This window comes from Hymenobacter rubripertinctus (assembly GCF_003583925.1).
In the GTDB taxonomy this organism is placed as follows: Bacteria; Bacteroidota; Bacteroidia; order Cytophagales; family Hymenobacteraceae; genus Hymenobacter; species Hymenobacter rubripertinctus.
Map to the genome: position 1 here is coordinate 49824 of NZ_QYCN01000004.1, position 20398 is coordinate 70221.

Annotated in this window: 18 protein-coding genes, 1 tRNA gene and 1 pseudogene; 7 read left to right on the top strand and 13 right to left on the bottom strand. The window is 60.9% G+C overall.

Going from position 1 to position 20398, the window contains the following annotated elements; translation table 11 throughout:
* The first annotated feature begins 117 nt into the window (after positions 1–117).
* A complete protein-coding gene (locus D0T11_RS03525) occupies positions 118–1011 on the top strand; it encodes a 1-aminocyclopropane-1-carboxylate deaminase/D-cysteine desulfhydrase (protein ID WP_119654406.1) in 894 nt (297 codons plus the stop codon).
* 152 nt (positions 1012–1163) lie between these two features.
* Here the strand turns inward: D0T11_RS03525 and D0T11_RS03530 are convergent, their stop codons facing one another.
* Entirely contained in the window at positions 1164–2375 is a 1212-nt protein-coding gene (locus D0T11_RS03530) for a hypothetical protein (RefSeq protein ID WP_147374503.1), read from the bottom strand.
* 129 nt (positions 2376–2504) lie between these two features.
* Between D0T11_RS03530 and D0T11_RS03535 the strand changes: the two genes are divergently transcribed.
* On the top strand, positions 2505–3134 hold the full coding sequence (locus tag D0T11_RS03535) for a DUF4230 domain-containing protein (RefSeq protein WP_119654408.1): 630 nt from the start codon (positions 2505–2507) through the stop codon (positions 3132–3134).
* A gap of 108 nt (positions 3135–3242) precedes the next feature.
* On the opposite strand, the gene D0T11_RS03540 is transcribed toward D0T11_RS03535, so the two are convergent.
* Together D0T11_RS03540 and D0T11_RS03545 are read right to left on the bottom strand one after the other, a co-directional pair.
* The gene (locus D0T11_RS03540) at positions 3243–3545 is read right to left on the bottom strand and encodes a GIY-YIG nuclease family protein (RefSeq protein ID WP_119654409.1); all 303 of its coding nucleotides are present in this window, start codon (positions 3543–3545) and stop codon (positions 3243–3245) included.
* 138 nt (positions 3546–3683) lie between these two features.
* Complete coding sequence (locus D0T11_RS03545; protein ID WP_119654410.1) at positions 3684–4181, bottom strand: regulatory protein RecX; 498 nt, start codon at positions 4179–4181, stop codon at positions 3684–3686.
* 243 nt (positions 4182–4424) lie between these two features.
* Between D0T11_RS03545 and D0T11_RS03550 the strand changes: the two genes are divergently transcribed.
* Positions 4425–7079, top strand: coding sequence for a DUF5686 and carboxypeptidase regulatory-like domain-containing protein (locus D0T11_RS03550; RefSeq protein WP_119654411.1), 2655 nt, complete (start codon positions 4425–4427; stop codon positions 7077–7079).
* A gap of 106 nt (positions 7080–7185) precedes the next feature.
* On the opposite strand, the gene D0T11_RS03555 is transcribed toward D0T11_RS03550, so the two are convergent.
* Together D0T11_RS03555 and D0T11_RS03560 are read right to left on the bottom strand one after the other, a co-directional pair.
* Positions 7186–7467, bottom strand: coding sequence for a DUF4834 family protein (locus D0T11_RS03555; RefSeq protein WP_119654412.1), 282 nt, complete (start codon positions 7465–7467; stop codon positions 7186–7188).
* A 23-nt stretch (positions 7468–7490) separates the two neighbouring features.
* Positions 7491–8243 carry an FkbM family methyltransferase gene (locus D0T11_RS03560; RefSeq protein ID WP_119654413.1) on the bottom strand — a complete coding sequence of 251 codons (753 nt, stop codon included), beginning with the start codon at positions 8241–8243 and terminating at the stop codon, positions 7491–7493.
* A gap of 135 nt (positions 8244–8378) precedes the next feature.
* Here D0T11_RS03560 and D0T11_RS03565 point away from each other — a divergent pair.
* Positions 8379–8451: transfer RNA gene (locus D0T11_RS03565), tRNA-Thr, on the top strand.
* Between the two features lie 190 nt (positions 8452–8641).
* Here the strand turns inward: D0T11_RS03565 and D0T11_RS03570 are convergent.
* Positions 8642–9136 carry a hypothetical protein gene (locus tag D0T11_RS03570; RefSeq protein ID WP_119654414.1) on the bottom strand — a complete coding sequence of 165 codons (495 nt, stop codon included), beginning with the start codon at positions 9134–9136 and terminating at the stop codon, positions 8642–8644.
* A gap of 230 nt (positions 9137–9366) precedes the next feature.
* Between D0T11_RS03570 and D0T11_RS03575 the strand changes: the two genes are divergently transcribed.
* Positions 9367–10125, top strand: a complete 759-nt coding sequence (locus tag D0T11_RS03575) for an SDR family NAD(P)-dependent oxidoreductase (protein ID WP_119654415.1) — start codon at positions 9367–9369, stop codon at positions 10123–10125.
* Between the two features lie 37 nt (positions 10126–10162).
* Here the strand turns inward: D0T11_RS03575 and D0T11_RS03580 are convergent, their stop codons facing one another.
* Positions 10163–10522, bottom strand: coding sequence for a hypothetical protein (locus D0T11_RS03580; protein ID WP_119654416.1), 360 nt, complete (start codon positions 10520–10522; stop codon positions 10163–10165).
* Between the two features lie 312 nt (positions 10523–10834).
* Here D0T11_RS03580 and D0T11_RS03585 point away from each other — a divergent pair, with 312 nt between their 5' ends.
* Positions 10835–11437 carry a C40 family peptidase gene (locus tag D0T11_RS03585; protein WP_119654417.1) on the top strand — a complete coding sequence of 201 codons (603 nt, stop codon included), beginning with the start codon at positions 10835–10837 and terminating at the stop codon, positions 11435–11437.
* Positions 11438–11594: 157 nt separating this feature from the next.
* Positions 11595–11948, top strand: a pseudogene (locus D0T11_RS23315) (YkvA family protein); the annotation flags it as partial.
* A gap of 445 nt (positions 11949–12393) precedes the next feature.
* Here D0T11_RS23315 and D0T11_RS03595 read toward each other — a convergent pair.
* From D0T11_RS03595 to D0T11_RS03620, 6 genes are all read right to left on the bottom strand, one after another.
* Positions 12394–12663, bottom strand: a complete 270-nt coding sequence (locus D0T11_RS03595) for an acyl carrier protein (RefSeq protein ID WP_119654418.1) — start codon at positions 12661–12663, stop codon at positions 12394–12396.
* 162 nt (positions 12664–12825) lie between these two features.
* Positions 12826–16239, bottom strand: coding sequence for an efflux RND transporter permease subunit (locus D0T11_RS03600; protein WP_119654419.1), 3414 nt, complete (start codon positions 16237–16239; stop codon positions 12826–12828).
* Positions 16240–16264: 25 nt separating this feature from the next.
* A complete protein-coding gene (locus tag D0T11_RS03605) occupies positions 16265–16651 on the bottom strand; it encodes a four helix bundle protein (RefSeq protein ID WP_119654420.1) in 387 nt (128 codons plus the stop codon).
* A 45-nt stretch (positions 16652–16696) separates the two neighbouring features.
* On the bottom strand, positions 16697–17824 hold the full coding sequence (locus D0T11_RS03610; RefSeq protein WP_245990595.1) for an efflux RND transporter periplasmic adaptor subunit: 1128 nt from the start codon (positions 17822–17824) through the stop codon (positions 16697–16699).
* Positions 17825–17909: 85 nt separating this feature from the next.
* The gene (locus D0T11_RS03615) at positions 17910–19598 is read right to left on the bottom strand and encodes a TolC family protein (protein ID WP_182888222.1); all 1689 of its coding nucleotides are present in this window, start codon (positions 19596–19598) and stop codon (positions 17910–17912) included.
* A 109-nt stretch (positions 19599–19707) separates the two neighbouring features.
* Positions 19708–20322: a TetR/AcrR family transcriptional regulator gene (locus D0T11_RS03620; RefSeq protein WP_119654423.1), complete on the bottom strand. Its 615-nt coding sequence runs from the start codon at positions 20320–20322 to the stop codon at positions 19708–19710.
* Positions 20323–20398 lie beyond the last annotated feature (76 nt).

The following is a 20398-nucleotide window of genomic DNA, read 5'->3' on the forward strand; positions in this document are numbered from 1 at the left end:
TAGGCAGAGGACTTACACCAAAGCGGGTAGCAGTCATTTCACACCCTATTTCAGAGTGGGAATAGAATGGTGTAAGTCATTGAGCAATAAATTAGGCCGGATTCCTCCTTCGTCGGAATGACAGCTTCTACCCTCACCATTTCACTGCTCGAAGAGCGCAACGGCGTGCGGTTGCTACTGGCCCGCGACGACCTGACCCACCCCGAGCTGCCGGGCAACAAATGGCGCAAGCTCCGGTACAATTTGCTGGAGGCCGACCGCCTGGGCCACGATACGCTGCTCACGTTTAGCGGGGCCTACTCCAACCACCTGGCGGCCGTGGCGGCGGCCGGCCGACTCACCGGCCGCCGCACGGTGGGCGTAGTGCGCGGCGAGGAGCTGGCTCACCGCCCCCTCAACCCCMCCCTGGCCCGCGCCGCCGCTGATGGTATGGAGCTGCGGTTCGTGGACCGGGCCACCTACCGCTGCAAACAGGAGCCGGAATTTCTGGTGGAGCTGCTCCGCGAAACCGGGCCGGCCTACGTGCTGCCCGAGGGCGGCTCCAACGCCCTGGCCCTGCCCGGTTGCGCCGAACTGGTGCAGGAGTTGCAAATTCTCACTGATTTCGATACCCTCTGCGTGGCCTGCGGTACCGGCGGCACCCTGGCCGGCCTGCTCACCGGCCTCCAGGGGCAGCAGGAAGCGTTGGGCTTTGCCGCTCTCAAAGGGGCCGACTTCCTGCGCCAGGACATCGACCAGCTCACCCAGGCCGGCACCGACCGTACGTACAGCAACTGGCAGCTACGCACCGAGTACCACGGCGGCGGCTACGCCCGGCTTAGCCCGGAGTTGCGGCAGTTTATCCGGGAGTTCCGGCAGCGCCACGGCGTGTTGCTCGACCCCATCTACACCAGCAAGATGCTGGTTGGCGTGCTCGATTTACTGGATAAGGGCTACTTCCCCCGGGGCAGCACCGTGGTGGCTATTCACACCGGCGGCCTGCAAGCCTGGGACGGTTTCGGCGGCCTGTAAGCAGGAGGGTGGTTTTTTACCGCCGTCAGCGGATGTGACAGAAAGGGGTGTGACAATTTAAATTGTCACACCCCTTTCTGTCACATCCGCTGACCTTGCGGCGGCGCAACGGCCATGCAGCCCCGCGCCGGCCCACAACCTGTCGGCCACAGCTATTCTATTGGTGGAGAAGACGCCCTCTTGCTCCGCGCTGCCAGCCATTCGGCCACGGCCAGGCCGGCCAGGGCGAACACGCAGGGCAGCACCGGCAGCAGGAACCGCACGTCCCAGTCTTCCACGGTCATCATCACAATCAGGCCCTGCAACAGCACCACCCCGGCCAGAAACACCCGCGCCGGCAGCCAGGCCCGACCCCGCAGCCCCCGGAAAGCCAGCCAGTAGCAGGGATAGATGAAGCCGACAATCAGCAGAATGTGCGACCAGGAATAATAGCTCTTGATGTAGCTGAAGAACAAGCCGCCCTTCAGCAGGGCCAGTTTGAGAAAGTAGCTCGGGTTGGCGGCCATAAAGTATCCCAGCCGCAGCACCGGAGCGAGGTTGGTGGGGGGCAGTTGCAGGGGCTCGGTCGGTTCCACAACCCAGGGCGTGTAGCCGTAGATGATTTCGCCCCGCAAATAGGTTTCCACGAGCGTGAAGGTGAGCAGCAGCTTGTTGAGCACCCACCACCCGAGCGGGGCCAGCAGCGCCAGGGCCAGCAGCGCCCGCCGGAAAGCCCCCCGCCCGGGCAGCTGCCACAGCCCTGCCAAACCAGCCAGCCCCGCCGCGCCGGCCACCACAAACCCATTGGGCCGCACGATGCCCGTTAGTAGCACCAACAACCCGAACACCACCCAGCGCCCTGGTCGCCCGCGCCGGGCGCGCACCAGGGCCCAGAAGGCCAGGATGGTCAGGCTGGCAAACAGGGATTCGGTGAGCAGGTAGGCGTTGAATTGCTGCACATCGCGCCAGCCAACCAGCGCGGCGGTGGCCAGCGCGGCGGGCCGCCAGTCGAGGGGGTGGGGCGTGAGGCGGCGCAGGGTGCGGTAGAAAGCCCGGGCGGCCAGCCCGCTGACGGCCACCTGGCCCAGCACGATGCCCCACCAGCCGGCTCCCAGCTTCAGCCAGAACGCAATGAACAACGGGTAGCCCACGTAGCGCAGGTTATGGTCGTGCTCGAAGTACCATTCCTGGGCAATGCGGGTGCCGTAGGCCAGGTACCGGCCGCTGTCGTTCACGTATTTGGGGCCGTGGTGCTGGGCCAGCACCAGCAGCTGCACCAGCACCCACAGGCCCGCCAGCAGCCAGCCGTGCCAGCGGCGCAACCCCGCCGGACCGGGCGGGGCGTCAGCAGGAGCAGTAACGGGAGTAAACGGTAGCGGCAACATTGGGCGTAAAGGTAGCCGATGTGCTCCGGCTCCGGGCAGCCCCGCAGCGGGCGAACTTGGGGCGGCGGAAACCGGGAATTTCCCGTATCCGTTACCAGACCCTCTACCGTCGCGCTTGCTCTCCCATCTATGCCTTACCTCATCCGCCGCCTGCTACCCCTGTTGTTTCTGCTGGGCCTGGGCTGGTTTCTCTGGACCAAAGTGCGCCCCGCACTAACCGATTTCGATAACCCGCTCAACCCCGCGCCGCGCATCACCGTGACCCACAACACGGTGCTGGAGAAGGTGGAAGCCCTGGGCCGGATGGAGCTGGTGCGCTACGAATTCCGCGACGTGGTGGAGTACAAGAAAAGCACCTACCGCTTCCTGCCCGACGCCAAAGTGGCCCTCATCGTGGCCGGCAACGCCATCGGCTGCCTCGACTTGCGCAAGCTGCGCCCCCAGGACGTGGTGCTCGAAGGCGACTCCATCCTGCGGGTGGCCCTGCCGGCTCCCGAGCTATGCGTCTGGCAGGTCGACCACAGCAAAAGCAAAGTGTACAGCATCGAAAACGGCTTCTTTCAGGATGCTGAACTGGTGGACGCGGGCTACAAATACGCCGAGGCCAACGTGCGCCGCGCCGCCCTCAACTCCGGCATCCTGGCCCAAACCGAACAGAATGCCCAGCGCATCCTGCGCCCCATGCTCCAAACCATGACCGGCCGCCGCGTTATTCTGAGCCGCCAAATGGCCAACCCGCAGTTGCCGGCGCGGCGGTAATTCCTGTCATTCCGACGCAGGAGGAATCTGGGTGAAGCCGTTGAACGGTATCGAGTGATACCGTTCAACGGCTTCACCCAGATTCCTCCTGCGTCGGAATGACAGGAGTTAAGGTGTTACTTCACTGGTTAAATCCCTCCAATCCGGATTGAGAGTAGCAATCAACGCATCCTTTTTCTCTCGCCGCCAGCCCTTTATCTCCTTCTCGCGGGCAATGGCCTGATTGATATTGCCAAACAATTCCCAATACATCAACTGACTGCAAAAGTACCGACCGGCAAACGTATGCGGTTTGCCCTCATTGGCAACGTGTTCTTCTAAGCGGCGCACCAAGTCGTTGGTTACGCCAATGTATAGGGTAGTGCGTTTGGGGTTGGTTACCAGATAAACGTAATACTGGTGGTAGCGCATAGCAGACTTATAAAACTACTGGCAGGCAGCAATATAGAAGAACTGTCGTTCCGACGCAGGAGGAATCTGGGTCAAGTTATTGAACGATGCAGTTCAGTGCCATTGACCCAGATTCCTCCTGCGTCGGAATGACAATGATTACTCCTCCTCCGCCTCTTTCCCCAAATCATCCATTGCCATTTTGATGAGGTCCTGCTCGTAGCCTTTGGTCATGAGGAAAACCTGGATTTTCTGGCGGCGCTTGCCGGGGTGGCGCTCCTTTTCCTGGCGGTCCTTCTTTTCGAGCAGGTCCACCAGGTTCTGGTAGTACACGTCGCCGTCGATTTCCTTCATCCCGGATTTGATGCAGTAATCGGACAGACCCTTTTGTTTGAGCTCCTGCATGATGCGGCGGCGGCCCCACTTTTTGTTGCTGTAATGACCGCGCACGTAGGCCTGGGCGTAGCGCTCCTCGTCGAGCAGCTTTTCGCGGCTCAAACGGATGATAATTTCGCCGGCCTCGTCCTCATCCAGCCCGTAGCTGCGCAACTTGGCCTCTACTTCCTTCTGGTTGCGCTCCTGGTAGGCGCAGAAGGCAGCAATCTTCTGCATTGCTTCGGTGGGGGTATAGAATTTGGGGGCAGCGGGCTTGAACATAGCAACTGAAGCGAAGTGGTGAAAGGAAGGAACCGGCAACGATGGTGGCCCCGGAGCGCCGGGCGGTTTTCGGGGCTGGTTCTAACGCTGATTCAGCCAAAATAGCTCCAAATCAGGCCCTGACTGCAAGCCGGCGCTGCCCCATTTCCGGCCCGGCAAGGATTCGTAACGGCAAAACAGCTGGTCAGGCAACCTTTGCCCATCGGATTTCCTCTTACTTTCACTGCCTGCTATTCCCGTTCTATGCTGTTACGATTTCTGCGCGCCGGATTCCTTGTTGCCGTGCTCCTGACCGGCCTGACCAGTGCCGGCCGGGCCGGGGTGGTGAAGGGCCGCATCACCGATCCTAAAAATGAGGCCCTGGCCTTCGCCAACATTGCCGTGCGCGGCACCACCAACAGCACGGCCTCCAACGAGCAGGGCAACTACCAGCTCACGCTCCCGGCCGGCACCTACGTACTGGTGTTCCAGTACGTGGGCTACAAGCCCAGCCAGCATACCGTGCGCGTGGCCGGCGGCGACACGGCCACGGTGCTCAACGTAACGCTGGCCCCCGAAAACTACCAGCTGCGCGAAGTGGTGGTCCGCGCCACCGACAAGGACCCCGCCTACACCATCGTGCAACAGGCCATGCAGTGGCGGCGCTACCACGAGCGCGAAGTGGCCGCCTTCAAGGCCCGGACTTACGTGAAAGTGCTGGCCCGGTTCAGCGACGTGCCGGGCAAGATTCTGGGTCTGGTGAAAATCGGACCTGACTTCAAGCCGGGCATTTTCTACCTCTCCGAATCGGTATCGGACCTGAGCTTTCGCCAGCCCAACGTGGTGCAGGAGCGCATGATTTCCTCCCGCGTGAGTGGCGATGCCAAGGGGTTGAGCTTCAACCGGGCCAGTGCGGGCCGGGGCCTTAACTTCTACCAGAACCTGCTGAAAAGCGGGTTTTCGGAGCGCGGCTTCGTGTCGCCGATTGCCAGCAACGCTCCCCTGTTTTACCGCTACGAGCTGGCCGGCAGCAGCCGGCAGGGGGAGCTGCTGATTCACAAAATCAAGGTGACGCCCCGCCGCCCCACCGACCCCGTGTTCACGGGCTACATCTACATCGTGGACGGCACCTGGCGGCTGCACTCCGTGTCGCTGGACCTGACCAAGAACGCCCAGATTGATTACGTGGACCGCCTGCACATCGAGCAGCTGTTCGCCCCGGCGCCCGGCCCCTCCGACGTGTGGGTGATGCAGTCGCAGAAGCTCACCGTCAACTTCACGGCTTTTGGCTTCAAGGGCAGCGGCTACACCACGGCCGTGCTCTCCAACTACCGCGTGGTGCCCACTTACCCCAACCGCCCCGCCCCCMCCGTAGCGCCCCCTAGGCCCGCCGGCCCCGAGGAGGCGCCCGTAACCCGCGAAACGGTGGCCCAGGTGAAGCAGCAGAAACCCGACCTGAGCGGCCTGAGCCGGGCCGTGCGCCGGCAGGTGAAGAAGGCGGAGCAGGCCACTGCCCGCGACACCAGCGGCCTGGGCCTGGCCCAACTGAAAAAAGGCGAAGTGATGCTAGTGGAAAAAGGCGTGAACGAGCGCGACACCACCTACTGGGCCGACATCCGCCCGATTCCGCTCACCGACGAGGAGCAGCAGGACTACCACGTGAAGGACAGCACCGAGGTCATCCGTAAGTCGCGCCCCTACCAGGATTCCCTGGACCGCAAGCGCAACGAAATCAGCTTCAGCAAGGTGTTGCTCACGGGCTACACCTACAGCCGCACGTTTGCTAAGCAGCAGTGGTACGTGGCCCCGGTGTTTAACATTCTCAATTACAACACAGTGGAAGGCGTGGTGCTCAACCCCGAAGCCACGTTCACCCAGCGCACCGACGACCGGCGCACCTGGTCCGTGACGCCCAGCCTGCGCTACGGCTTCAGCAACGAGCTGCTGAGCCCGAGCGTGGCCGTCAGCTGGCAGGTGCACCCCGTGAAACTGGCCCGCCTGAGTTTGCAGGTGGGGCGCACTGTGGAAAATTTCGACCCCGCCAGCCAGCTCACGCCTTTCATCAACTCCTACTACACGCTGCTCAACAACCGCAACTACGCTAAGCTCTACCGCCGCGACGGGCTGGGGCTGGGCTACCAGTGGGAGCCGCTCAACGGCCTCACGGTGCAGGCCGAAGCCAGCTACTACGTCCGTAGCCAGCTCGAAAACACCACCTCCAAGCTCATTACCGACGTAGCCGGGCGGGCCTTCACGCCCAACGCCCCGGTCGCCCAGGAGCGCCCCGCCGGCACCGGTTTCGGCCGCTCCGAAGCCCTGACCACCGAGCTGACGGCCGCTTTCCGGCCCGGCCAGCGCTACATCACCCGCCCCGACGGCAAGTTCAACCTGGGCTCCAAGTACCCCACCTTCCTGCTCACGTGGCGGCAGGGCGTGGGCGGCGTGCTGGGCTCCGATGTGCGCTACACGCTGCTCGAAGCCGGCCTGCGCCACTCCGTAGCCCTGGGCCTGCTGGGCACCAGCAGCTACCGGGTATCCGCCGGTTTCTTCCCCGGCTCGCCCCGGCTGGCCTTCATGGACTTCCGCCACTTCAGCGGCAACCGCACCTACCTGACCGAGGATTTCGCCAAGTTTCAGCTCTTGGACTACTACCGCTTCAGCACCGCCGACCAATTCCTGGAGGCCCACTACAACCACCATTTCAACGGCTTTCTGCTGAATAAAATCCCGCTGCTGCGCCGCCTCAAATGGCAGGAAGTAGCCTCACTCAACTACCTCACCACCCCCACCGCCGGCCACTACCTGGAGCTGGGCGCGGGCATCGAGCACATCTTTAAAGTCATGCGGGTTGATTTCTACACCAGCCTGCAATCCGGCCGCCGGGCCGGCACCGGCCTGCGGGTCGGCATCGGGTTTTAGCGGTGAGTGTCATTCCGACGAAGGAGGAATCTGGATCAATAGCATCGAACGACTTTGTTCACAACCGTTAATCCGGATTCCTCCTTCGTCGGAATGACACTTGTCACTATTTCACTTCCTCAAAGTCCACGTATTCGCCGCCCTTGAACTCCTGAGGCTTGTCCTTGGCTTTGGGCTGGGGCGGCACGAAATCGACGTGCACTTCGCCGGGGGCCGATTGGGTGGGACGCGGCCGGGGGGCTTCCGCGAAGGGCTCTTGCCCGAATTGCTGTCCGAATTTCTGGGCTTGTTTTTTCACCAGCGTGCCCACTACGAACCGGAGCAGTATGGGCAGCACATACCGTGTGAAGAGCCAAAAAATGAGCAGAATGAGCAGGAATTTAGCCATGAGCGAAAGTGGCGGGGCAGGTGTTAACGAACGGGTTGAAAGTAAAAATCGGCCGTGGCGGCGCTGGCCAGCTGGGCTTCGGAGCACGGTTCGAGCTGAGAACGCGCCGAGAGTACAAATGGTTTGTAGCCCAGTTCAGCCAGCAGTGCGGCCACGGCCCGGCGGTTTTCGAGGCCGTTGAGCTCCGTTTGAATCAGGGGCCGGAAGCGGCGCAACGTGGCCTGCATATGGCGGAATACCTCGTATTCGAAGCCTTCCACGTCGCACTTCACGAAATCGAGGCGGGACAGATCGGCCAGCAGCTCGTCGGGCACGCGCATGGGTACTTCGTAGGTGCGGGCATAGTTCTCCTGGGTATTGCTGGCCGCCACTTTGGTCATGCCGTGGTGGAGCAGGCCGTTGCGCTCGGGCGTGCCCATCTGCACGGTGGTGTTCTGCCCGCCCAGGGCGTAGGGCAGCAGCGTGAGGTTGGGATGGCCGCTGAGCTGCACGTTATCCTGCCAGATAGCCTGGAAAGCCGGAATCGGCTCCACGGCCAGTACCCGGCCCGTAGGCCCCACCAGCCGCGACAACGCCACCGAGTAGTAGCCCAGGTTGGCCCCGATATCGAGGCAGACGAAGCCCGGCCGCACAATTTTCTCCAGGAAAAACAGCTCCGGATACTTCTTTTTACCCCAGCCGGCGCCCACCAGCCGCAGGTACACGCGGCTCACGAAACGGATGTAGCGCTCGAAGCCGAGCGTGCGGACCAGTAATTTGCGCAGGGCTTTCACCATAGTTCCGCAAAGATGCCGGAAACCGCCGGAACTGCCCAAACCCGGCGGCCCGAAAAAAAACCACCAGCCGCTTGCACGTTGTCGGGCCAGGTTTCTATCTTTGCACCCCCCGACGGATACGCCACCCCGGGAAATGCCTGTTTAGCTCAGCTGGTAGAGCAGCTCATTCGTAATGAGCAGGTCGTTGGTTCGAGTCCAATAACAGGCTCAGGTTTGTAAAAGCAGAAAGGTCCTTTTCCACCGGAGAAGGACCTTTCTGCTTTTACAAACCGAAGGCAGGTGTTTCCCGGCACGGCAGTTTCGCTGTCAGTACCACCCTCAAACGGGGCATCGAAAGCAGAGAGGGCCGCCRCTGGGTAGCGGCGGCCCTCTCCGGGAAGATTTATACGGACGGCAGCTTACAAGGCCGCATCGTCGTCATCGGCGTGGTTGCGGGCCGTCGCGCCCCGGTACACGGAGTCGCTGGAGCCCTGCCAAGCCGTATTTTCGTCGGCACCATACGCCTGGCCTTTGCCGCTCTTGGCGCGCAGGGCCAGCCAACTCAGGCCGCTTACCAGCAGGGCTCCGCCTACTACCTTCTGGGTGGGCGTAAGCCGGTTTACCTGCTCCACGGCTTTTGTGCCCAAGTCTTTGGCTTTATTGCCCAGGTCCTTGGCTTTCACGCCCAGGTCTTTCGCCTGCTGCGAGAGTTGGTCCATGTCAACGTTCTTCAGCCACTGCTGCTGGTCGAGCCAGGATTTCTGCTCGTCGTTCTGACGGCCTCCGGCCTGGGAAGATGCCGACGTTTCGTGCTGATCCGCGCCCTCCGGGCCACCATTTACTTCGCTGGCGGGAGTAAAGGAAATGTGCTTATGGGCGGGAGCGCCGGGCTGGTTTGATTTCTGATTGCTCATGGGAAGGAGATGTAAGTAGTTTAAAAATACTGGAAGAGAGAGCCAACCGGGTTGGCTCTCCCTTCCCTATTCGTGAAAAGGAGCCCGAAGGTTGCCCCATACCGGATCAGCTGGCCTGTAGGGCCGGCCGGGCCGCCGCTGATGGGAACCGGGGGATGTTGGGGCCGGGCGTAAACATCCAGCCGGGCTTCTCGTTGGGGGTACTACTGTTTTGCTTAACCAGCTTCTTTATGCCCTTCACGCCCACTCCCGATACTATCCGTCGCTTTCAGGATAAAATTTGCTTTGTTACCGGCGCTACTTCCGGCATTGGCCGGGCCGTGGCCGTGCGCCTGGGCCGCGAGGGAGGGCGCGTGGCCGTCATCGGCCGCGACGCGGAGGAGGGCAAAAAAACAGTTCGTCTCATCGAGCAGGCGGGCAGTCAGGCCATCTTCATCAGCTGCGACGTAGCCAAGGACAGCCAACTGGTGAAAGCCGTGGAGCGCACCGTCAAGGAGTGGGGCCGGGTAGATGTGCTCATCAACAACGCCGCCATGATGACCTTCGACTCCATCCTGCAACTCGACCCCAAAGACTGGGACCACCTGATGCAGGTGAACTTACGGCCCCTGTTCCGCCTCACCCAGCTGTGCCTGCCCCATATGAAGCAGGGAGCCATAGTGGCCATCAGCTCGGTACACGCGACCCAGACGACGCCCAACGTGGTACCCTACGCGACCAGTAAAGGGGCCACTGAAGCCTTCGTGCGGGGCCTAAGCCAGGAGATTCCGCACACCCATGCCCGCGTGAATGCCGTGGCCCCCGGCGCCGTGGATACGCCCATGCTCTGGAGCAACCCCAACGTGAAAAGCGGCAAGGAGAAGATTACCGGTCAGGTTGGCACGCCCGAGGAGCTGGCCGCCGCCATCTGCTTTGTGGCTTCGCCCGAGGCCAGTTTCATCAACGGCACCACGCTCGTAGTCGACGGTGGCCGATTGGCGGCGCTTTAGCCGAAGCAGTAAATGAGTGAGAAAAGGCGTTACTCCTTCACTGCTTTGGGCTGGGATGGCGCTGGGCGGGCGTAGGAAGTGGCCGGCCGGCGGCGTACAGATGGGCGTTGCGCTCAGCAGCGGCCCGGGCTTCTACCTCGAAGGGAATATGGTAGTAGCCGTGGCGGGCCCAGCCCAGCAGGTAACGCACCAGGAAGCCCAGCCGGCCGTGCTGTTCATACTGGCGGATGTGCTCCATTTCGTGGGCCACCCAAAACGGGTCGCGCAAGAATTCTTCGCGGGTTACGCCACTCAGATGAATGCTCCGGCCCAGCACCATGGCCACGTTGCCGGCTCCCAGCTTGAAGCGGGCGGCCCGGGCAAAGGGGGAGTTTTCAACGATGCGGGGCAGGTTCATGAGGCGCAAAAGTAAGGCCGGGTTATACGAACATAATTCGGGGAAGTTGGACCAGGTTGCATTACTTTTCAACAAAATACTTGAATCATAAGAAGAATAACCGTTAAAAGGCAGTAAAAGCCTTGGTCCTTGTCGGGGTTTGGACTTAGCTTTACCCACCGGCCATCGTTCTGCCCAGCAGGCCCGATGCCGGTAAAACACCTTTCTCATCCTCTTTTGTCAGCCGGATTGCCGGTTGTCAATCGAAAAAAAGAAGCCCGCTTACGTCGCCCGGTTGCCCCGGCCGATGCTTTTACCACCTCCCGACGGACAATGAAAAACAGCTTACTGTATTGCCTCGCCGCGGCCTCGATGGTCCTTTCCTTTTTCTTTGAACAGGCTCCCGCTGCCTCCGGTACTACCTTGGTAGCCTCCTCCCAGCAAGCCTCCCTGCTGAGCGCCTTCTTTAGCTCCGACGACGATGCACCCCGGGTGCTGACGCCCTCCGATTCGGTGGCCTACGACAAAGTCGCCCAGCGGCTTGGCATTGAAACTACCTATACGGAGAACGAGTCGTTGCTCGAAACCGTGGTATCGTGGCTGGGTACTCCTTACCGCTACGGCAGCAACAGCAAAAGCGGTACCGACTGCTCCGGGTTCGTAACCCGCGTTTTTAAGGAGGTGTACGGCCTCACCCTGCAACGTAGCTCGCGCTCCATGTTCACCAGCGTGAAGCACATCGATAAGGACGATATGCAGACCGGGGACCTGGTGTTCTTCCGCCGGGGTCCGGGCCAGCCCATTTATCATGTGGGCATTTACCTCAAGGACAGCAAATTTGCTCATGCGGCTACCAACGGCGGCGTCATGGTCAGTTCCCTGAACCAAGCGTATTACAGTCGCAACTTTTACGCCGCTGGCCGGGTAGAGCGCTAAAACACATTGGCTGCTTATGCTTTTTCGACGCCTCGTTTTTCCGAACGGGGCGTTTTTGTTGGCCCTGGCCGGGGGCAAACCATTTTGGCCCAACGGAGTATAGTATCCCATCGGAGCCCTTGCAGGCTCTATTCTATCTTCTTTGCTCCAACGATCCATGGATAAGCATACCCCCAAAGGCGAGGACGTGGCCTCCTCCCCCCTGTTCAAGAAATTCGTCGGCAAAGCCGAGGAATACGTGAAGAAACCCACGCGCCTGAAGCAACTGCTGAACGACGCGTACCAGAAAGCCAGCGAAAAGAACGATGTGGGCTCCATTGCCCAGGAAGCCTGGGAAACCCTCCAGACGTTGTTCCGCCTCATTCGCACTTCGGTTGCGGGCGAGTACGATGGAGTGCCGACCTCGACTGTAGTAGCCGCCGTGGCCGTTACCGTCTATTTTTTGAGCCCCATTGATCTGATTCCGGACTTTATCCCGGTTCTGGGTCTGCTCGATGACGTGGCCCTGGTAGCTTGGTTCAGCACGACCATCAAGGAGGAAATGGACAAGTTTTCGGAGTGGGAAAGTACCCGGCCTACCGTAGTAGAGGAAAAGAGTCCGTCGACTACTGCCCCAAACACTACTCCAACGGCCATGGCTTCGACGGCTAAGCCCGAAGCAACCAAGCCCGCCCCGAGCAGCACGCCCCCCCCAACGGCCCCAAGCACCAGCGCTTCTCCCACTATCAGCCACGACGTCGCATCGACTACCACCGACAGCTCCCGGGAGCCGAACCTATCCGGTGAAGCGCGCCCCAGCGGCGGGGACACTGGTGGCAACGTCCGGTAGATAAGGCACTAAACGCCCCCCAAGCCAGAAGCCCCGTCCCAACATTTCCGAGCTATCGGAGCTGTTGGGACGGGGCTTCTGGCTTGGGGCCGGGGTCAGGAACCAGCTATCAGCACTGGCAACTGAGTTATGCGGCCTGCTGGGGCGGCGTGTGGGTGGCTACGTAGTTCACGAAGTCGCCAACAGTGGCCAAGGGCACTTCGTCGGGAATGACGATGTGGAAGTTGCGCTCCAGCTCCAGAATAATGTCCACGACATCTACGGTGTCGAAGCCCAGTTCCCGACTCAGGTCGCTGCCAATGCGCAGGCGGCGGGCCTTGATGGCTTTGCGCTTGCTGATAATGCGCACCACTTGCTGCTGAATAGATTTGGAGACGGGAGTCGTTGCGGTAATCATAGAAAAAAACGACGGAGTACGAAAGAGAAAAGAAAGCGGGGCTAGGCAGCGGCACGGCGGCCCCGCCCGTTCGGGCGGAAGAGTGCGGAGCGGGCCTGAATGGTTGCAAGCAGCCGCAAGAAAGCTCCGGGAAGAAGTCAGTCTTCCCGGAGCTTTCTTGACCTACGCGTTGGCCAGAATGGGCGGCGTGGCAGCCGCTACTTCCTCCTGGTCGGCCGGCACCTCGGGCTCGCCCTTGATGCGGATTTTCAGGCTCTCGGTAATCAGGTACATCACCGGCACCACCACCAGCGTGATAAGCGTGGCGAACACCAGACCGAAGATGATGGTCCAGGCCAGCGGGCCCCAGAACGTCACCGATTCGCCCCCGATGAAGAAGTTGGGCTGGCCTGAGTTGAAGAGCTCGTAGAAGTCGATGTTCAGGCCGATGGCCAGCGGAATCAGGCCCAGCGTGGCGGCCGTGGCCGTGAGGATTACCGGGTTGAGGCGGGTGCGGCCGGCCAGCACGATGGCTTCGCGCAGGGGCATGCCCTGGCTGCGCAGCATATCGGTGAATTCGACCAGCAGAATACCGTTTTTCACTACGATACCGGCCAGCGCGATAATACCCACGCCCGTCATCACGATGCTGATGTTCATGCCCGTAATGGCCAGGCCCAGCAGCACCCCGATAACCGAGAAAATGATTTCGGCCAGGATGATAATCGGCTTGCTGATGGAGTTGAACTGCATCACCAGAATGAGGAAGATGAGGCCAATGGCGCCCACGGCGGCAATGCCGAGGAAGTCGGAGGTTTCCTTCTGGTCTTCCTGGGCGCCGCCCATTTTCACGGAGTAGCCGGGCGGCACGGGGAACGACTTAAGCGACGTTTCAATCTGGCGCACTACATCGGGGCCGGTGAAGCCGCCGAGCACGTTGGACGAAATCGTAATTACGCGCTTCACGTCTTTGCGCTTGATGCCGCCGTAGGTGGTGCCGTAGCGCACATCGGCCACCGAGGCGATGGGCACCTGGCGCACCAGGCCCGTGGCGTCGCGGAAGGTCAGCGGCGAGTTCAGGATGGCGTCGATGTCGGAGCGGTAGGGCTCGGCGTAGCGCACCTGAATCGGGTACTCGTCGTCGGCCGTTTTGAATTTGCTGGCCTCGGTGCCGTAAATGGCCGTGCGCACCTCCATACCAATCTGGGCCGTGCTGATGCCCTCGCGGTTGGCGCGGGTACGGTTGATGTCGATGGCAATTTCGGGGTTGCGGTCCTGCAGGTTGGAGCGCAGCTGCTCGATGCCGCCGATGTTGGCCGAGTCGATATAGCGGGCTACGTTTTTGCTGAGCGCGATGAGCGTGGGGTAGTCGTCGCCGGCCACCTCAATGGCGATGGGCTTGCCGGTGGGCGGGCCGCTGCTTTCCTGGTCGACCGAAATTTCGGTGCCCGGAATGCCTTTCACCACCTCCCGGATTTTATCCATGTACAGGGCCGTCGAGGGGCCGGTCCGCTCGCTCATCTCCTTGAACGCCACGGCCACTTTGGCCAGGTTCGATTGCGACGTACCGGCGGCCGAGGCCTCGCCGGGGTCGGCGGCGCCAATGGCCACGTTGGTAATCACCGATTCTACGTCGTGGTTATCCTTGCCAATAACGCTGTAGATGCGTTTTTCGAGGATGCGGGCCACCGAGTCGGTGACGGCGACGCGGGTACCGACCGGCATTTTGAGGTAGGTATACACGAACTTGGGGTCGCCCTTGGGGAAGAAGTCGACCTTGGGGCTACGGGCCCCGATGGCGACAATCGACAGCACGAACAGCACCACCATGCTGAGCATAATCATTTTCGGCCACGAAATGGCCCAGCCCACGAGGCGGGCGTAGGCATCCTGGAAGCGGGGCAGCACCTTGGTCTGGAAGCCGGCAATCAGGTGGACGAACACGAAGCGGTTCAGAATAACGAGCACGGCCAGCGTGAGCATCAGGCTGCCCAAAAAGGTCGAGCCGAACAGGAAGCCGCCGATGGCAATCAGCACCATGATGCCGATGGCAATGGACATAGGCCGGTCCCACTTGGGCTTTTCGCCGGTGTGGTGGTCTTCGCGCTCCATGAAGCTCACGGCAAATACCGGGTTCATAATAAAGGCCACGATGAGCGACGACATGAGCGTCAGAATCAGCGTTACGGGCAAATAGAACATGAACGAGCCCACAATACCGGGCCAGAACATGAGCGGCACGAATGGCGCGACGGTAGTCAGCGTGCCGGCCAATACCGGAATAAATACCTCGCCGGCGGCGTACTTGGCGGCCTGGGCCGTCGTCAGTTCGGGGTGCTCGTGCAGCAGGCGGTGGGTGTTTTCAATTACCACAATGGCGTCATCGACCACAATACCCAGCGCCAGCAGGAAGGCGAAGAGCACAATCATGTTGAGCGAGAAGTCGAGGGTGGGCAGCAGCACGAAGGCCAGGAACATGCTCAGCGGCACCGACAGGCCCACGAACAGGGCGTTGGTGGTGCCCATGAAGAACATCAGAATCAGCGTGACCAGAATAAAGCCGATGATGATGGTGTTGATCAAATCGTGCAGCGTAACGCGGGTGTCGTTGGAGGTGTCGCCGGTAACGGTGATGGTCAGCTCCTGGGGCAGCGTCAGCTTGGTTTCGGCAATAATTTCCTTGATTTTGTCGGAGGCGTCGATCAGGTTTTCACCCTGGCGCTTCACCACGTTCAGCGTTACGGCCGGCTTGCCATCGAGGCGGGCGAAGGATTCGCGGTCCTTGAACCCGTCGGTGACGGTGGCAATGTCGCCGAGGCGCACGGCCGAACCGCTCAGGTTTTTGAGCTGGATGTTGGCAATGTTATCGGCCCGCACGTACTGGCCGGCCACGCGCACGGCGCGCTTCTGGTTGCCCACGTCCACGGTACCGCCCGAAATGGTCACGTTTTCGCGGGCAATAGCGGCGCTGATGTCCGAAAAGCTCAGGCGCGACGCCCGCAGTCGGTTCAGGTCCACGTCCACGTTCACCTGCTGGTCGAGGGCGCCAATAATATCGACGCGGGTGATTTCGGGCAGGGCCTCAATCTTGTCCTGGAAGTCGTCGGCAAACTTTTTCAGCTGGCTGATGGGCAGGTTGCCGGCCAGGTTGATGTTCATAATGGGCACCTCCGACAGGTTCACTTCCTGCACGGTGGGCGGCGAGGGCAGGTCGTTGGGCAGCTCGGAGCTGGCCTTGTCCACGGCGTCCTTGATGAGCTGCTTGGCGTACTGCACATCGACGCCGGAGGTAAACTCCACGTCGACGATGGCGTAGTCCTGGTTCGAAGTCGAAGAGATTTTCTTCACCCCGTTCACGCTCTTGATTTCCTTTTCGAGCTGGCGCGTGACCAGGTTCTCGATGTCGGTGGGCGAAGTACCGGGGTAAATCGTGGCCACGATAATGCGCGGAATCACGATGTCGGGAAACTTCTCCTTGCCCAGCTTGATGTAGGCAAAAATACCCATCACGCACAGTACCAGCGTGATAATGTAAATCGTCGTCTTATTGTCAATGGACCAACTAGTGGGTCCGAATTCTTTTCCGGTGTCCTGCATGGGTGAAGAAGCTAGGAGTTAGAAGCTAGGAGTTAGAAGACTGAAGGGAGGCACGGATGGATTTTCCGTATGCCTCAAGCAGCCGGCCTACTTCGTTCGCTTGTTCAATGAGTGATTCGGTATCGGCGTAGCCTAAGTCGCGGCTCAGCAGAAAATAGTACTGGGTTTCTTCGAGCGAGCCTTCGGCCGTGTTGAAGAACCGGAGTTTGTCGCGGGGCCCGCGCTTGCGGAAACCCTCGGCAATGTTGGCCGGAACCGACACCGCCGCCCGCCGAAGCTGGGAAGTAAGAGCGAACAATTCGTGCTTAGGAAATGACTCGGTTACCTTATACACCATCAGTACCAACTGGTGGGCTTTCTGCCACACCACGAGTTGCTGAAAGTTTTTCGCAGGTTCCCGTTTCGCTTCCATGAGTCAACACATAAATTCTAACTCCTAGCTCCTGACTCCTAGCTTCTACAGTGAAACTGCTTGTCCTTCGTTCAGGCTCTGGTAGCCGGCCGAGATGACCTGGTCGCCGGTTTGCAGGCCCTGGGTTACTTCGACTTTACCGTTGTAGGTGTTGCCTACCTGAATGACGCGCTTGGTGGCCACTTTCTTGCCGCCTTTCTCGGCAACCACCAGCACGTAGCTGTTCTGCTCGTCGCGCTGCACCAGGTCAACGGGCAGCACGGTGGCGTTCTGGCGGTTGTAGTTCTCGATGCGCACGTTGGTGACCATGTTGGGGCGCAGGCGGCCGGCTTTGCCGGGGTCGGCCAGGCGCAGCTCCACGGTGAAGGTGCGGCTGGTAGGGTTGATGGTGCTCGTGACCACGCGCACGGTGGCGACCAGGTCATCTTCACCCAAGTCGGGAATAGTTACCAGGGCCTTATCGCCTACTTTGATGCTGTTGGCGTAGGCTTCCGATACATCGACCACGATTTTGCCGCTGCCGCTGCTGCTGAGCAGCTTTACCACGGGGGCGCCGGGGGCCACGGTTTCGCCCAGCTTGGGCAGCACGTCATCCACGGTGCCGCTGAAAGGCGCCACTACCCGGTACAGGTCGCGCTGCCGGTTGAGGGTGGAGAGGTTGCTCTGGAGGGCGCGGTAGTTGTTTTTGGCCTGCAGAAACTGGATTTCGGTACCAATCTGCTGGTCCCAGAGGCGCTTCTGCTTCTCGTAAATCACCTTGGCCAAATCCATGCGCACCTTCAGCTCGGCTACGCTGGCGTCGAGCACCGAGCCATCCACGGTGGCCAGGGTCTGGCCTTTGCGCACCTGGTCGCCGCGCTTTACGCTGAGCGTGGTGAGCGTGCCGGCCGCGCGGGCCGAGACGGTGGCGTTCTGGTCGAAATCGACCCGGCCCTGTACTTCGAGGTAGCTCTTGAAATCTTCGCTGGCCACCTTAATAACCGATACGGGCGTGGCCTGCAGGGCCACTTCGGCTTCCGAAGGGCCGGTTTTGGCTTCCAGCTCGGCAATTTTGGCCTGGTTGGTGGCCTGCTCGCTTTTGAGTTTGGCCAGCTCCGCCGCCGGGTCTTTGGAGCCGCAGGAAGAAATTATTAAGCTGATAGCCAACAGCTGATAGCTACTAGCTTTTTTCAAAAAGGTGAAATTCATGTGAAGGGGGGAAGCTACGAGTCGTGGGAGAAAAAGCTAACAGCTAACAGCTCTCAGCTAACAGCTTAAATTAGTTGGATGCTTTGCGGTAGAGTTCGCCAGTGGCCTTGTCGCGGTCGACCTTGGCTACCAGCACGTCGTAGAGGGCGGCGTAGTAGTTGGTCTGAGCCTCACGCAGGCCGGTTTCGGCCGAAATCACTTCCAGGTTGGCTCCTACGCCTTCCTGAAACTTGATGCGCGACACGCGGGCCACCTCATTGGCCAGGGCCAGGTTGGCCTTCTGGTTGTCGAGCACGTCGAGGGCGTTAACAAGGGTGGTGCGGCTCTGGGCATCCTGCAAATCGATGCTCTGGCGCAGCGTTTCGAAGCCCCGCTCGATGGTTTGCTGCTGAATGCGCGACTGCTGCACCAGGTACTTGCGGCGGAAGCCATCGAACACCGGAATCTGCAGGCTCAGGCCCACGTTGCCGAACCCAAACCAGTTCTGGTTCGGAAAGCCGTTGGAACTGCGTGAGTCGGGCCCGCGGAAAGCGAACAGGTCGCCGGCAGTGAGGCCCGAACCCGAGAAGCCGTAGGCCGCCGTAGCCAGCAGGCGCGGATAGGCACCGGCCCGGCGGTTGGCCAAATCGAGGCCGGCCAGGGCCTGCTGGGTTTCGAGGGTGCTGAATTCGATGCGGTTGTTGTAGTTGATGGCGCCGGCCAGCTGGCCGGTGCGGGCCCCGCTCAGGGCCGTCTGCTGGTCCTGGCTGCGCTGGTCGGCGCTGTTGGGGCTAACCAGAGCGGGTGCCGTGGGCACGTCGCCGAGGCCGCTCACGCCGCCGCCGGTCTTGAAGCTGGCCGCGCCCAGGGTCTGGCGCAGCGTACCGGCATCTACCAGGGCCGTGCTGAGCGAGTCGCTCAGCTGCACGTCCTGGCTCTGGGGCAGGCCCATCTGAAATTTAAGCAGCGCTACGCTTAGTTCGGTGAGGCGGCCGGCCTTCTGCTGTTCTACCACCAGGTTGTTGCGCTGCACCTGCAGGCGCTGCACGTCGAGCTTCTCGGCGAAGCCCGCCTTGAAGGTTTCGTTGGTTTGGTAAAGCAGCGTATCGAGGCGCTGCACGTTGCGCGAAAGCAGCTGGAGCCGCTCGCGGGCCACCAGGGTGCTGTAGTAGGCCTTGCTTACCTGCTCCACCACGTCGATTTCGGCCTGCTGGGTTTGCTTCTGGGCCAGCTGCTCGTATACCTTGGCCGCTTTCAGCCCGATGAGGTAAGCCCCATCGAAGAGCAGCTGCGACACCGAAGCGCTGGTGTTGCCGGCCCACTGCAGGCCGAAGGCAAACGCCTGGGGCGGCATCGGCTCCGTGGGCAGCTTCACCGTGCCCAGGTTCACCGTCTGCCCGTTTTGGGCGGCCGTAATATCCCCTGGGGTTAGGGTGGTAGCCGATGCGCCGCCGCCCAGGGCCCCGAAATTCACCAGGCTCTTCTGCAGTTTAAAGTTGTCGGCCACGTTGGCTACCACGTTCACCTGGGGCAGACCCGCCGACCGGATTTCGCCCACTTTGGCCTTGGCCGTCTGCTCGCCGAGGCGGGTGGCCAGCAGCGTCGACTTGTTTTGCACGGCATACTCGATGGCCTGCTTCAGGCTCAGCGGCAACGTGCCCGAAGCGGCATCGAGCGTAGTGCCCAGCGCGGGTTGGGCCGTTTGGGCCAGCGCGGCCCCGGCCGGGGCCAGCAGGCCCGGCCCGGCGGCCAGCAGCAAAAGGCGAAGGTTCTTTTTCATATAAAAGGAAAGCAGGAGTTGTTTCGATAGATGATAGTTGGCGGGAGCGGGCGGGCGGCTGATCAGAAGGTCATTATCCTGACGACAAGCCATGCCAACCCCCACCAACTCACTCTTCTTCCGTTACGTGGCGGTATTCATTGACGAGCTTGTGGCCCTTGAGCGTAACCATGCCCAGCAGAAAGTGCTCGTTGCAGGCCTGCTGTACCCGCGGCTGATCGAAGCGGCCGTGCGGAAATATGTCGGGGTCGAAGAGCACGTCGATCTGGGCCAGGCGCAGGCGCGAGAGCACCTCCACGTCGAGGTTGGCGCGGTACAGGCCCTCAGCCATGCCCCGGCGCAGGTTGTCCTGAATCTGGGTGAGGATGTACTTGTTTTTGTGGTCGTGGAACAGCTGCCAGGCGGCCGGGTAGTACTTGCGCAGGTCGTGCACGGTGTTGGGGTTCACCTCGGCAAACTGCCGCTTGGCCCACTCCATCATCTGCACCATCTCGTCCACGGCGTTTTCGGCCGCGCCGGTAATGTTGGCGCACTCGCCCTGCACGCCGGTCAGGTGCCCGCCAATCACGCCCGAAACCAGGTCGTCCTTGTTGTCGAACCACTTATACAGCGTTTTTTTGGAGATGCCCAGGTCAGAAGCAATGTCGTCCATCGACACGCTTTTTATCCCGTTACGGGTAAAAAGCAGCAGGGCAGATTGTAGAATTCGGTCTTTGATTTCCATAATGCGAGTGCAAAGGTACGCAGGAAACTTTAAATGAGTTGTGAGTTTCCATTCTTATTTCCGTGGACCCCGGCGG

Bases quoted from the DNA above. Each gene is read 5' to 3' on its own strand.
- D0T11_RS03615 (WP_182888222.1), bottom strand. From the start codon at position 19,598: ATGAAAAAGAACCTTCGCCTTTTGCTGCTGGCCGCCGGGCCGGGCCTG.
- D0T11_RS03600 (WP_119654419.1), bottom strand. From the start codon at position 16,239: ATGCAGGACACCGGAAAAGAATTCGGACCCACTAGTTGGTCCATTGAC.
- D0T11_RS03535 (WP_119654408.1), top strand. From the start codon at position 2,505: ATGCCTTACCTCATCCGCCGCCTGCTACCCCTGTTGTTTCTGCTGGGC.
- D0T11_RS03540 (WP_119654409.1), bottom strand. From the start codon at position 3,545: ATGCGCTACCACCAGTATTACGTTTATCTGGTAACCAACCCCAAACGC.
- D0T11_RS03545 (WP_119654410.1), bottom strand. From the start codon at position 4,181: ATGTTCAAGCCCGCTGCCCCCAAATTCTATACCCCCACCGAAGCAATG.
- D0T11_RS03575 (WP_119654415.1), top strand. From the start codon at position 9,367: ATGCCCTTCACGCCCACTCCCGATACTATCCGTCGCTTTCAGGATAAA.
- D0T11_RS03585 (WP_119654417.1), top strand. From the start codon at position 10,835: ATGAAAAACAGCTTACTGTATTGCCTCGCCGCGGCCTCGATGGTCCTT.
- D0T11_RS03530 (WP_147374503.1), bottom strand. From the start codon at position 2,375: ATGTTGCCGCTACCGTTTACTCCCGTTACTGCTCCTGCTGACGCCCCG.
- D0T11_RS03595 (WP_119654418.1), bottom strand. From the start codon at position 12,663: ATGATTACCGCAACGACTCCCGTCTCCAAATCTATTCAGCAGCAAGTG.
- D0T11_RS03570 (WP_119654414.1), bottom strand. From the start codon at position 9,136: ATGAGCAATCAGAAATCAAACCAGCCCGGCGCTCCCGCCCATAAGCAC.
- D0T11_RS03560 (WP_119654413.1), bottom strand. From the start codon at position 8,243: ATGGTGAAAGCCCTGCGCAAATTACTGGTCCGCACGCTCGGCTTCGAG.
- D0T11_RS03555 (WP_119654412.1), bottom strand. From the start codon at position 7,467: ATGGCTAAATTCCTGCTCATTCTGCTCATTTTTTGGCTCTTCACACGG.
- D0T11_RS03620 (WP_119654423.1), bottom strand. From the start codon at position 20,322: ATGGAAATCAAAGACCGAATTCTACAATCTGCCCTGCTGCTTTTTACC.
- D0T11_RS03580 (WP_119654416.1), bottom strand. From the start codon at position 10,522: ATGAACCTGCCCCGCATCGTTGAAAACTCCCCCTTTGCCCGGGCCGCC.
- D0T11_RS03605 (WP_119654420.1), bottom strand. From the start codon at position 16,651: ATGGAAGCGAAACGGGAACCTGCGAAAAACTTTCAGCAACTCGTGGTG.